This window comes from Sorangium sp. So ce381 (assembly GCF_051473845.1).
In the GTDB taxonomy this organism is placed as follows: Bacteria; Myxococcota_A; Polyangia; order Polyangiales; family Polyangiaceae; genus Sorangium; species Sorangium atrum.
Genome location: NZ_CP150336.1, coordinates 3,777,712 through 3,790,247, shown reverse-complemented (window position 1 = coordinate 3,790,247; position 12,536 = coordinate 3,777,712). Strand labels below are relative to the sequence as shown.

The 12,536-nt window shown below is 74.9% G+C and carries 7 protein-coding genes; 3 read left to right on the top strand and 4 right to left on the bottom strand.

What is annotated here, in order from left to right; genetic code table 11:
- Positions 1-84: 84 nt before the first annotated feature.
- The 4 genes from WMF29_RS14405 to WMF29_RS14390 form a co-directional block, all read right to left on the bottom strand.
- Entirely contained in the window at positions 85-2,223 is a 2,139-nt protein-coding gene (locus tag WMF29_RS14405; RefSeq protein WP_437329371.1) for an SWIM zinc finger family protein, read from the bottom strand.
- Positions 2,220-3,929 carry a hypothetical protein gene (locus tag WMF29_RS14400; RefSeq protein ID WP_437329370.1) on the bottom strand — a complete coding sequence of 570 codons (1,710 nt, stop codon included), beginning with the start codon at positions 3,927-3,929 and terminating at the stop codon, positions 2,220-2,222. Before WMF29_RS14400 ends, WMF29_RS14405 begins: the two co-directional genes overlap by 4 nt.
- A gap of 119 nt (positions 3,930-4,048) precedes the next feature.
- Complete coding sequence (locus WMF29_RS14395) at positions 4,049-5,167, bottom strand: Kazal-type serine protease inhibitor family protein (RefSeq protein ID WP_437329369.1); 1,119 nt, start codon at positions 5,165-5,167, stop codon at positions 4,049-4,051.
- Between the two features lie 142 nt (positions 5,168-5,309).
- Entirely contained in the window at positions 5,310-6,035 is a 726-nt protein-coding gene (locus tag WMF29_RS14390; protein ID WP_437329368.1) for a hypothetical protein, read from the bottom strand.
- A 125-nt stretch (positions 6,036-6,160) separates the two neighbouring features.
- Between WMF29_RS14390 and WMF29_RS14385 the strand changes: the two genes are divergently transcribed.
- From WMF29_RS14385 to WMF29_RS14375, 3 genes are all read left to right on the top strand, one after another.
- The gene (locus WMF29_RS14385) at positions 6,161-11,134 is read left to right on the top strand and encodes a sigma 54-interacting transcriptional regulator (RefSeq protein ID WP_437329367.1); all 4,974 of its coding nucleotides are present in this window, start codon (positions 6,161-6,163) and stop codon (positions 11,132-11,134) included.
- Between the two features lie 343 nt (positions 11,135-11,477).
- Positions 11,478-11,921, top strand: coding sequence for a BON domain-containing protein (locus WMF29_RS14380; RefSeq protein WP_437329366.1), 444 nt, complete (start codon positions 11,478-11,480; stop codon positions 11,919-11,921).
- A 31-nt stretch (positions 11,922-11,952) separates the two neighbouring features.
- Positions 11,953-12,498 (top strand): DUF3341 domain-containing protein, encoded by a 546-nt coding sequence (locus WMF29_RS14375; protein ID WP_272103636.1) that lies wholly within the window; start codon positions 11,953-11,955, stop codon positions 12,496-12,498.
- The last annotated feature ends 38 nt before the right edge of the window (positions 12,499-12,536 follow it).

The window sequence follows — 12,536 nt, the reverse complement described above, 5'->3', positions numbered from 1 at the left end:
CCACCGCGGCGGAGCGCCGCAGCATGTTGGGCTCGAGCGGACGGATCTCCTTGCAGGGCTGGACTCTCGGATCCTGGGTGAACCTCACTTCGTCGATCGCCTGGCGACGAGCCACGCGAGGCCCACCACCGCGGCGGGGCTCGCCTTGAACTGGTCAGCGACGCGCCGGATCTCGACGAGCACGTCCGCGTGGACCGGGAGCGTCCTGATGACCGGCGCGCGGAGCTCGCGCGCGCGGAGCGCCCGCTCCGCCTCCGGACCGCCCAGCGCGAGCGCCTCGACCCAGGAGCGGCAGCCCTGGATGCGCTCGAACGCGAGATCCCACGACGCCTCGACGACCTCCGCGAGCCCCACCCGCTGGGCGGCCGCGGCGCGCTCGATCTCGACGAGGAGCTCCGCGGGGAACGGCACGGCCTCGCCTCGCGGGGCGGCCGTCGCCGCCCTCGTGCCGCGCGGGGCGGCCTCCGCCTCCGGAGGCTGCTGCGAGGGCGCCGCGTCGCCGCGGCCGGACAGGTGGAGCTTGACCGCGAGCAGGTGCCGGCACGGGCCCGCGCGCAGCCGGTTCTTGTAGAAGTACGAGCAGCTGCACTTCGCCTTCTTGATCGCGCCGTCGGTGTCGAGGAGCAGCTCGCAGCTCGTGGCCTTGGCCCTGGCCATGACGACGCGGCGGCCGCCGGAGAGCGTCTCTTCCCGCGCGATCTCCACGCCGCCCCGGGCGATGCGCCGGCCCTCCGCGAGCTCCGGGGGCTCGGGGCCGAGGAGCGCGTCGGAGAGGGCGACCGGCATCACCGGGCGGCATCGATAACACTCCGCGGCGTGGTCGTAAACCACCTGCCCCTGCTTCGCGGCGAGGTGCAGCGCGCTGCGAAGCGCGCCGTCCGGCGCGCCCATCGACACGGCGAGCTCGCCGTAGGACGCGCGCCGGACCATCTCGAGGTGGCGGACGACCCGGTCCGCCAGCTGCGCGTCCGGGGTGAAGGCGTCCGCCATGACGTCGAGGTGAGAGCCCGAGGTCCAGTCGTTCGCCGTCCAGCCCGAGAGCGCGAGGGTGAAGCGCATCTCGCCCATGAAGACGATCCACAGGCTCGGCAGCCCGGAACCGAGCAGCCGCACCTCGATCCGATCGGCCAGCGGCAAGAGCCGCGCGAGCACCGAGAGGCGGCGCCTCCCCCACACCTTGATCTCCTCGGTCGCCTCCGCCGCCGGCGCGCCCCTCGGCGCCCCGGAGCGGTACGGGCCGAGCCCTCCCCCGCCCGCCGCGGGCCCCACGGCCACGGGGACGTCGTCGCAGGTGACGCCGCGGCACGGGATGGAGACGCCCCAGGGGTCGAGCACGAGGATCGGCGCCTTGCCCGGCGTGAGCTGGAAGCGCAGGCTGCGCGGGCCCGTGCGCTCGCGGTGCCGGTCGAGGTGCGCGAGCAGCGAGTAGACCGCCTCCACGGGGACCTCGACCCTCCGGCACGGGAGGCACATCGCCGCCTGGAGCTGGCCGAAGCCGCGCAGCCACGAGGGCGGGAGATCGATCTTCTCCTCGCGGTAGTCGTCGCGGCCCTCCACGGCGACCTCGAAGCCGGTCGGATCGACGAGGAGCCGCGTCGGCCGGTAGCTGCGGAGCGTCTGGAAGTGCTCGTAGAGCGCGAGCGAGTAGTCGACGTTCGTCGTGCCGAGGCCGGCGTCCTGCGCGCCACGGAAGGCGTCGCGATCGACCGAGAGGCAGCCGTAGCTCGACTCGTCCTTGGAGAAGCACTCGAAGAAGACGACATCGGGCGCGACCGTCACGACCGGATCGCAGGGGACGAGGTGGCGGAAGAGCTGCGGATCGCTCTTCGCGAGCTCGTTCGCCCAGCGGACACGCGCGCCCCAGTAGAGCTTGTGCATCTTCCGGAAGTCGGCCTCGAGGTTCCGCGGCAGCGGCGCGTTCCCGAGGCGCGCGAGCTCGGCCTTCATGGCCTCGCCGTGGATCTCCCGGCGGAGCCGGGCCTCGCGCTCGGCCTCCTGCTGCTTCCACGCCTCGTGGGCGGAGCGATCCTTCGGCAGGCGCCGCAGGTCGCCCACGACGACGTCGTGGAGGGCGCTGATCGCCTCGCGGAAGCGCACCGGCCGCGCGAGCTCGCCGTCGAAGAAGACCCTGGGGCGCGCGAGGTTGGGCGCGAAGCTGAGGGCGGCGCCGCCGCCGAGCTCCTTCATGCCGCTCTTGCCGAGGTAGCGGAGATCGAAGCTCACGCCGCGTCCTCCCCCTCGAACAGCCGGAGCTCCGGGAGCCTGCGCGCGATGGCGTCGCGCAGCGCGGGGGCGCGGAACGCGGCGCGGGCGAGCGCGCCGAGGGCGGCGCGACGCTCGGGCGCGCGCACGCTGCGGAGCGCGACGCCGAGCAGCGGCAGGAGCGCGTCCGCCTCGCCGGGCCGGGCGACCACGCGGTCCGCGATCTGCCGGACGACCGCGCGCTTGTCGCGCGCGCCGCCGTGGACGGCTAGCAGCGCCGCCGCCCAGACGTGCCGCAGCGCCTCGGGCGAGAAGGCCGCCTTGCGGGCGGCGAGGTGCCGGATCAGGAACGCGCGGGCGTCGGCGTGGGGCGTCTCGGCCAGCGCGGCCCACAGGCCGGTGTCGTCGCGGAAGCGGGCGTCGGCCTCGAACAGCTCGAGCGCGCGGGCGCGGACGTCCTCGTGGCGGGAGTCCAGGAGATCGCGCACGTGCTCGGCCCGGCCGTGGGGCGAGCGACCGAGCACCTCGATGAGCCACGCGACCGCCTCCTCCCGCACGCGAGGGGCGACCGCGGTCGCGAGGCGCGCGATCGTGTCGAGATCCGCTGCAGTCTCGACGGGCTTCGTCCTCGCCCAGCGGAGGCCGAGCTCCGCGACCGGCGCGGCGCGCGCGCAAGCGAGGCCCACGCACTCGGCGAGCGAGAGCCGCGCCGGCGAGACGTGCTCGACAACCGCCTCGCAGAGGAAGGCGAGCGCCGCGGCGTTCTCGGTCTGGAGCAGCGAGAGCCAGTCCGCGATCGGCAGGCTCCCGAGGCCCGGGATCTGGCGGAGCAGGCCGGCGGCGAACGTCTGCACCTCGTCGTGCGGGCTCTCGAGGAGCGCGCGCACGCGGGCGAGCGGCAGGCCGCGGAGCTCGGCGGCGTACGCGCGCTCGAGGAGCCCGACGGCGAAGGCCCGGACGGTGCGGCTCCTCGCGGCCGTGACCAGGCCGAGCAGCTCGTCGAAGGCGCCCTGCCACGCCTCCGGGTAGATCGGCGCGGGCTCGAGCTCGGCGAGGGAGGCGCCCTCCGCGAGGCGGACGCCGCGCGGGAGGCGATCGAGGGCGGGCGAGCCCCAGTAGAGCGCGTGGAGCAGCCCCCAGGCGTCGAGCAGGCGCTCGGGCCTGTCGAGGTGCTCGTCGCGGTAGAGCGCGAGCGCGGCGCGGATCGCGCGGCCGTAGCGGGCGGCGTCGCGCCGGCCGAGCCGCCGGAAGTAGCGGAACGCGCGGCGCCGCAGGTAGTGGCGCGTCCGCATCGAGAAGCGCGGCGACTCGACGTCGCCCTTCGGGAGGCTGACCGGCACGCCGGTGTCGCTGACGAGGCAGGGCTCGTCGCTGGAGGTCCTGGTCACCCAGTCGTAGCGGGTCACCTTGACGAGCTTGCGGCGGACGAGGCGATCGAAGGCGACCATGAAGCGGCCGACGATCTCGTCGTCCCCCGCCTGCTCGGCGAGCTTGTAAAGGACCTTGACGAGGCCGCGGTGGTGCGGCCTGTCGCAGCCGTCGTCGATGTAGCGGAGCAGCGCGCGGCGCGCGAACGGGCGCCGGTCCGCGTACCAGCGCGGGGCGAGCGCCTTCAGCTTCCGGCCCGCCTCCGACGCGAGCACCTCGTCCACGAACCGGTCGTCGCCGGCCTCGAAGTGCTCGTCGAGGAGGAGCGTCGACGCTGTCTGGGATCGAGCGGCGCTCATGCGCCGCAGGATGCTAGGGAACCGGCCCGGAGCCGGTCAAGGGCGGCGCCGCCGCGCCGCGCGTCGCGCGAGGGGGGTGTCGCGCGACGCGCGGCGCGGTCGGCGCCTACGATACCGCCTTACCGGCGCTCGGCGCACTCGCCGCGCGACACGACCGACACGCCCGCCGCGTGCGCGAAGCACTCGTTGCCGTACGTGTTGTCGTCGCAGCCGCAGACCGGGTCGTACTGCTCGGTGCACGCCTCCGGGATGGTCTGGCAGGTGCCCGTCTGATCAGCCGCGCCGCACATGGCCTCGATGCTGTAGTTGCAGAACTCGCCCTTGTCGCACGCGAAGCCCGCCAGGCCGCCGCAGATCTTCCCCGCAGGCGCGCACTCGCCCTTCGACGCGACCGACACGCTCGCCGAGGCGGCGGCGCAGGCGTTGCTGTACGTCTGGCCGTCGCAGCCGCAGACCGGGTTGTACTCGAGCGTGCACGCCTCCGGGATGGGCGTGCAGGTCCCCGGCCCGTCCCACGCGCCGCACTCGACCTCGGGCGCGAAGTTGCAGAACTCGCCCTTCTCGCACGTCCAGCCGCCGCGGGTGCCGCACGCCTTGCCCTCTTCCGGAGGCGGCGCGCACTCGCCGCTCGACGCGACCGAGACGCCCGCCGCGTTCGCGGTGCACGCGTTGCCGTACGTGTTCCCGTCACAGCCGCAGACCGGGTTGTACTCCCTGGTGCACGCGCCCGGCGTGGGCAGGCAGGTGCCCGTCATGTCGCCCGCGCCGCACTGCGCGTCGGGCGCGAAGTCACAGAAGTACCCGTCCTTGCAGGAGAGGCCGAGGAGGCCGCCGCAGGTATCCCCCGGAGGAGGCGCGCACTCGCCGACCGACGACACCGACGTGCCCGCCGCGTTCGCCATGCACTCGTTGCCGTACGTGTTGCCGTCACAGCCGCAGACCGGCCTGTACTCCTTCGTGCACGCGCCCGGCGTGGGCTGGCAGGTGCCCGTCTGATCGGCCGCGCCGCACATGGCGTCGAGCTCGTAGTCGCAGAAAAGGCCCTTCTTGCAGGAGAGGCCGAGGAGGCCGCCGCAGGCCTTGCCCTGCCCGCCGCCGCCCTTCACCTCCGCCGAGTCGGAGGCGGTGCTGTCGTCGGCGATCTCCACGTGACAGCCCGCGGCGAGCGGGAGCATCGAAAGTGCGAGCCAGAGGAAGGATCCGATACGGCTGCTCTTGATACGATTCTGGACGTTCATGTGTTCCTCCAAAAGAGCCCCGCCGTCCCCGGCAAGGCGATAGACATCCACGAGCCCCTCCCCTCCAGAGGAAGGGGCGCCTCGCGCCGCGCGCAGTACGTCGAGCGCGGCGCGCGAGTTCGTTGTTCGTCTCCCCGACCGCTCAGTCGGGGAGCGTCAATGTCACGGCGCGGCGCCCAGGCTCCGGCGCCGTGACCTCGAGGAAGAGCACGTCCTCGCGCTCCACCCCTTCACCGTCCGCGCGCACCGTGACGACGGCGGACTCGCCCGCCGGCACCACGAACGCCTCCGCCGGGCTGAACCCGAACGGCCCCGCGCCCCGGCGCAAGCGCGGCGCGCCGATGGCCACATCCTCGGCGCACGAATTGCGGACGACCACGTCGCCTTCGCCGGCCTCGAGCGAGACCCACGCGGCGGGCTCGATCGTGAGGCAAGGCAGGTGCGCCAGCATCGTCCGCGTCGCGTCGATGGGCTCCCCCGTGAGCTGCAGATCCACCGGCTCCGACCGGCGCTCGCCCTGCTTCACCTGGATCCGCAGGACCTGCTCCGTCGACGCGTCCACCGCGGCCACGAAGCTGCCGTCGGCCTTGATCTCCGCGACGACGGGCGCGTCGGCGCTGTCGAGGTTCGTCACCAGGACCACGCCCTCCGCCGGCTCGACCGCGCCAGGCTCCCCCTTGAGGAAGACCTGTTGCCGCAAGACCGTGGGGTCGCCCGAGACGCCGACGAGCCCCGTATCCAGGATCGGCTCGTGGACCGGCGGGCTCGGCTGCGGGCTCACGACACAGCCGCCAAGCAGCACCCCGAGGAGCGTCGCGACGCGCGCGCCCCGCCGTCCTCGGTGTCCGTATGTCGTCTGCATCGCCATGCCGGTCATTAGAGCAAACCTGGTGCCGAATGAAAAAGGACGGAAATCGACGCGAAATCCAAGGCACAAGTGTCTCATAGAGTGTCTCACTGTCTCAGATGGCACATCCGTGAGACACTGCGCGGGTGAGCCAAGCCGAAGGGACCCTGCTCGCCCGCCGCTACCGCCTGATCCGTCCCCTGGGGCGGGGGGGCCTGGCCACGGCGTGGCTCGCGCGCGACGAGGCGCTCGGGCGGGACCTGTGCCTCAAGCTGCTCGGCCACGCGCGCACGGCGGAGCGGGCGGCGTTCCGCGGCGAGTTCAGGATGCTGGCGGGGCTCTTCCATCCGCACCTCGTCCGGGTGCTCGACTTCGGCATGCTCCGGGAGACCGGCGAGCCGCGCTTCTACTTCACGTCGGAGGCGGTGCTGGGCGCGCCGCTCGACGAGTACGTGACAGGCCGCCGCTTCGAGGAGGCGCGGGCCGCGATCGTGGACGTGCTCGACGCGCTCCGGTTCCTCCACCGCGCGCGCATCCGCCACGGCGACGTGAAGCCGGCCAACATCCTCGTCGGGGCCTCGGGGCGCGCGGTCCTGATCGACCTGTCCTGCGCGGCGCGGCTCGGGGGGAGGCCCGACGACGGCGTCTCCGGCACCCGGGGCTACCTCGCGCCCGAGGTGATCCGCGGCGAGCCGGCCGACGGGCGCGCGGACCTCTTCTCGCTCGGCCGCACGATCGAGGCGATCGCGCCGCTGCTCGCGGAGCCGCTGCCGGAGGCGATCGGCGCGCTCGTCGAGCGCCTCGTGCGGTCCGAGCCGCGCGACCGCCCGGCCGACGCGGGCGAGGTGCTCGACTGGGTGGGCGCCGCGCCGCGCGCCATGGCCCCGCCGCCGCCGGAGCCGCCCCACCTCGTCGGGCGCGAGGGTGAGCTGCGCGCGGTCGCCGAGGCGCTCGCCGCGCTCGAGCGAGGCGAGCGCGGCCCGCGCGTCTGCGTGATCTCCGGGGAGCCAGGCTGCGGGAAGAGCCGCCTCCTCCGCGAGGCGACGTGGAGCGCCGAGCTCCGGATGGAGGCCGTGGAGGGCTTCGCCAGGACCAGCGCGCCGGTGGCCTCGATGCTGCGCCGGGCGACCGGCGAGGAGGCGCTCCCCTCCGGCGCGCTGGGCGCCCTGCGCGCGCACGAGCGCCTGACGCGTGCGCGGGGAGGAGGAGGCGACGCGGGCCCCGGGCCTCTGGTGCTCGTGCTCGACGACGCCGACGAGGTGAGCGGGGCGGACCGGGAGATGCTCGAGGCGCTCGCCCGCCTGCTCGGCCCCGAGGATCCGGTCCTGCTCCTCGCCGCCGAGCGCGTCCCGCACGGCGGGGGCCGCGCGCCGCTCGCCGCGGTGGCCGCCGAGGCGGGGCGGAGCGCGCGCGAGGTCGCGCTGCCGCCGCTCGGGCGCGAGGCGGTGCAGCGGTGGATGGACGACATCGGCCTGGGCGACGCGACGGAGGTCGTGCTGCGCGCGAGCGCGGGGTGGCCCGCCGATCTCGTGGTGATCGCGGGGCGGCTCGCCGAGAGCGGGGACGTGGCGGGGCTCGACGCGACGACGCCCGGGGCGAGCGCGCGCTACGCGCTGCGGCTGCGGGGCCTCGGGCGGCCGCTGCGGGACGCGGTGGCGACGCTGGCCGTGCGGGGCGGCGCGGTCGCCGACGAGGAGCTGCCGCCGCTCGGGCTCCCGGTCGCGCACCTGGCCGAGCTCGCCGCCCGCGGCGTCGCCGCCCGCACCGCAGGGGGGTGGACGCTGACGCGCGCCGGGCCGATCGCCGCCCTCCTCTGCGCCCTCGGCGGCGAGGTGGTCCGCGCGGCGCACGCGCGGGCGGCCGCCGCCCTCCCGGCGCACGCCGAGCAGCGGGCGCTGCACCTCGCGCTGTCGGGCGACGCGGCGGCCGCCGAGCGCCTGTTCCTCGAGCGGCGCGCGGAGCGCGAGGCGGATCCAACGCCGTGGGCCGCGACCGCGGAGGCGCTGCTCGAGGCGGCGACGTCGGCGGAGGCGCGGCTCGAGATCGCGTCCTCCCTCCAGCGCGCCGGCCGCGCGGCGCGGGCGCGCGAGGTGCTGGAGCACCTGCTCGCGAGCGACGAGGCCGGAGCGCTCGGCGCGCGGCGCGCGCAGGCGCTCGTCCGGCTCGGCGCGTGCCTGCTGGAGCTGGGCGACCCCACGGCGGCGCTCGCGCGGCTCGACGAGGCCGAGCGGGTCGAGCAGGCCGGCGGGGAGGGCTCGGCGTCATCGTCCACGCCGCGCGAGCGCGCGGCCCTCGCCGATCTCGCGAGCCGGGCGCTCTTGCGGCTCGGATCCCACGCGGAGGCGCGGGCCCGCGCCGAGCCGGCGCTCGCGTTGTGCGACGAGCCGGAGGTGCTGGCGAGCCTCCACGAGGACGTCGGCGTCGCGGCGAGCTACCTCGGCGAGCGCCGGCTCGCGGGGCTGCACCTCGGGCTCGCCGCCGGGCTGCACCGCGATCGGCGCGCGCCGAGGGCGCTGGTGCGGGCGCTGTCGTACCAGGCGATCGACGCCTTCCGGGCCGGGGAGGTCGAGGCGTCGCTCGTGGGGTACCGGCAGGCGCTGGCGACCGCGGAGGAGCACGGGCTCGGCGACCTGGTGGCGCGCTGCAGCCTCAACGTGGGGACCGCGTGCCACCAGTCGGGCGACCTCGGGGGAGCGCTCGCCGCCTACGAGCGCGGGGCGCGGCTCGCTTCCGCCCTGGGCCAGGCGGACCTGGTCCTCGTCCTCGATTTCGATCTGGCGAAGCTCTGGGCGGACGTGGGGGCGTTCGAGCGGGCCGCCCGCGTCGCCTCGCGGGTGGAGGCGGAGGCCGCGCGGCGGGGCGCGCCGTTCTTCGCGGCGGCGGCGGCCTCGGTCCTCGGGGACTGCGCGCTCGCGGCCGGCGACGCCGAGGAGGCGGCGCGCTGCTTCGAGCGGTCGCGGAGCGGCTTCGAGGCGCAGGGGGCGCAGCGGGAGGTGGTGGAGGAGGAGCTGGAGCTCTGCCGGGCCCACCTCGCGCGGGGCGCCGCGGGCGACGCGCGCGCCGCGCTGGGCCGGGCGCGCGAGCACGGAGCCGCCCGGGAGGCGCCCGACCTCGGGGCGCGCGCGGCGCTGCTGGAGGGGCGGCTCGCGCTGCTCGACGGCGAGGGCGACGGCAACCTCGGTCAGGACCTCGCCGCTGCCCGGGAGCGCCTCGAGCGCGCCCTCGGGCTCGCCGAGCGCGCGGCGCAGCCCGACCTCGCCGCGGACGTCCGCCTGGCCCTGGCCGAGGCCCACGAGCTCGCAGGCGAGCCCGAGGCCGCCGCGGCGCAGCGGGAGCGCGCGACCGCCGCCTGGACCGCCATGGCGCGCTCGCTGCCGGAGGCGCTGCAGCACGCCTTCTGGACACACCCCCGGCGCCGCGCGGCCCAGCCGGCGCGCGCGCCCGCGGCGGCCGAGCCCGCGGCGCAGCCGGCGGCGGAGCGCACGGCCAAGCTCGAGCGGCTCCTCGCGGTGTTCCGCAGGCTCAACTCCTCCGTCGAGATCGCCGACATCCTCGCGATGGCGATGGACGCCGCGATCGACCTCACGGCCGCGGAGCGCGGGTTCCTGCTGATCGAGCAGCCGGGCGGCGAGCTGCGCGTGGCGGTCGCGCGCAACGTCGACCGGGAGAAGGTCGGCAGGAGCCACCTCAAGTTCAGCTACGGCATCGCCGAGCGCGCGATCGCGACGCAGGAGCCCGTGGTCACCGTGGACGCCCAGGAGGACCCGCGCTTCCACGAGCACGCGTCGGTGCACGCGATGCGGCTCAGGTCCGTGATCGCCGTGCCGATCCGCTCGCCGGACGGCGTGCTCGGCGCGCTCTACCTCGACAACCGCTTCCGGCGCGCGCGCTTCGCGCCGGAGGACGTCGACCTGCTCCTCGCCTTCGCCGACCAGGTCGCGCTCGCGCTGCGCAACGCGCGGCTCGTCGACGATCTGCGCCGCCGCACCGTGGAGCTCGAGGCCGAGCGGCGCCGCGTCGAGGAGCTCCTGCGCGGCCAGGCCGCGGAGATCGACCGTCTGCAGGAGCAGGTGCTCGTCCGCCAGCAGGCGCTGGAGCACCGCTACGATTACGGCGCCATCGTGGGGCGCGGCCCCGCGCTCCGCGCTGTGTTCGCGACGCTCGACCGCGTGGTCGAGGCGCCGGTCAACGTGCTCGTGACGGGCGAGAGCGGCACCGGCAAGGAGCTCGTCGCGCGCGCCATCCACTTCGCCGGCCCGCGGAAGAGCGGCCCGTTCATGGGGATCAACTGCGCCGCGCTCCCCGCCGCGCTGCTCGAGTCGGAGCTCTTCGGGCACGTCCGCGGCGCGTTCACGGGGGCCGATCGGGACCGGACCGGCCTCGTGGTCGCGGCGCGCGGCGGCACGCTCTTCCTCGACGAGCTGGGCGAGATGCCGCTCGAGGTGCAGGCGAAGCTGCTCCGGGTGCTCCAGGAGCGGGAGGTGCGCCCGGTGGGCAGCGCCGAGGCCGTGCGCGTGGACTTCCGCCTCGTCTGCGCGACGAACCGCGATCTCCTGGCCGAGGCCGCGCGCGGGCGCTTCCGCGAGGACCTCTACTACCGCGTCGCCGTGGTGCAGATCCGGCTCCCGGCGCTGCGCGATCGCCTGGAGGACCTGCCGGAGCTCGCGCTCCACTTCGTGCGCCGCGCCGCCGAGCAGCTGGGCCGCCCGGCGCCGCACCTGTCCCACGAGGCGCTGCGGCGGCTCGGCCAGCACGGCTGGCCCGGCAACGTGCGCGAGCTGGAGAACGTGATCACGAAGGCGGTCGTGCTCTGCGACGGCCGCAGGATCGGCCCCGACGACGTGGACCTGCCCCGCGCGCAGGAAGGCGGCGGCCGCGGCGCGCTGCGACCGCCGCGCGACGAGCGCGCCGCGCTGCTCGCCGCGCTCGAGCGGACCGGCTGGAACGCGCTGCAGGCCGCGCGCGAGGCGGGCATGTCGAGAGCGACGTTCTACCGGAAGCTGCGGAGGCTCGGAATCGAACGACCGATCGAACGGCCGATCGAACGACCGATCGAACGACCGATCGAACCGCCAAACGCGCGCACGACCGAACGACCGAAAGGCGCCCGCGACGATTGAGCCCTTCCTCCAGCGCGGGCCCGATCCGGTGCTGGCGACTGGCCCTCTCGACGACGTCCGTCACAGGCGTACACACGCGCCGTCCTCCGCCCGCTAGCGCGATTTCTCCCCTTCTGACATCGCCGGCACGGGGCAGTTCGCCCCACTTGGGGCAGTCCGGCCTCTTTCTATTCATGAGCTTGCCAGCCGCGCGCCGACGCCTGGAAGAGCCACCCACGGTACGGCGTGAAAAAAGGCATCTCCTCCTCCGGCGTGACGGGGATCATGCGCCGCCGTGGCCACGGCCGCGCACCGACAGGCGCTCTCCACCAGGGATGGCCCGGGCCTTGCGAGGGCGGCGGGCATGAACACAGCAAAATACCTCCTGCTGATGCCTCTCTCGCTCGCCGCTGCGGCCGGCTGCGATCGAGCGGAAGGCACGACTCGCTCGGACGGCAATCCCGCGGTGCCGGGCGAGATCGCCCAGCGGGCGAACAACCCCACGCCGACGGCCGCCGACAACACGGGCAAGAACGATCGCGATCGCGATCCCGCCGCGCTGACCCCCGGGGACCAGGGCGAGAACGAGGCCGATCGCACGATCACCCAGAAGATCCGGCAGGCGGTGGTCGCGAACGACACGCTCTCGATGAGCGCGAAGAACGTCAAGATCATCACGACGGGGCAGGTGGTGACGCTGCGCGGCCCGGTGAAGAGCGACAAGGAGAAGGCCGATATCGGCGCGATCGCCCTCGGGATCCCGGGTGTGCAGAAGGTCGATAACCAGCTCGAAGTCGACGTTGACTGAACCGAATCGAACGGTCCGAAAGGAAGACACCATGGCAACGAAGAAAGCGGTCCTTGGCCTCGTGAGCACGCTCGCTCAGGCAGACATCATCGTCGGCGATCTGCAGCGCGCCGGCTTCATGACAGGCGACATCTCGGCGCTGTTCCCCGACAAGCACGGGACGCGGGACTTCGCGCACGAGAAGCACACGAAGGCGCCCGAGGGCGCGACGGCGGGCGCCAGCGCGGGCGGCGCGGTCGGCGGGACCATCGGGCTGCTCGCGGGCATCGGCGCCCTCGCCATCCCGGGGCTCGGGCCCTTCATCGCCGCCGGCCCCATCATGGCCGCGCTGAGCGGCGCCGCGGCCGGCGCCGCGCTCGGCGGCGTGACCGGCGCCCTGATCGGGCTCGGCATCCCCGAGGTCGAGGCCAAGCAGTACGAGGGGAAGATCAAGGGCGGCAACATCCTCATCTCCGTCCACGTCAACGACAGCAACGAGCGCGCGCTCGCCAAGCAGATCCTGGAGCGCAGCGGCGCGACCGACATCGCGGTCCTCACCGAAGAGGGGATCTCGTCGAAGCAGAAGGCCGTCGCCTGAGCGCGACGCTCTTTCTTCCCACGCTTCCCACGCTTCCC

Bases quoted from the DNA above. Each gene is read 5' to 3' on its own strand.
- WMF29_RS14400 (WP_437329370.1), bottom strand. From the start codon at position 3,929: ATGAGCGCCGCTCGATCCCAGACAGCGTCGACGCTCCTCCTCGACGAG.
- WMF29_RS14395 (WP_437329369.1), bottom strand. From the start codon at position 5,167: ATGAACGTCCAGAATCGTATCAAGAGCAGCCGTATCGGATCCTTCCTC.
- WMF29_RS14390 (WP_437329368.1), bottom strand. From the start codon at position 6,035: ATGGCGATGCAGACGACATACGGACACCGAGGACGGCGGGGCGCGCGC.
- WMF29_RS14380 (WP_437329366.1), top strand. From the start codon at position 11,478: ATGAACACAGCAAAATACCTCCTGCTGATGCCTCTCTCGCTCGCCGCT.
- WMF29_RS14375 (WP_272103636.1), top strand. From the start codon at position 11,953: ATGGCAACGAAGAAAGCGGTCCTTGGCCTCGTGAGCACGCTCGCTCAG.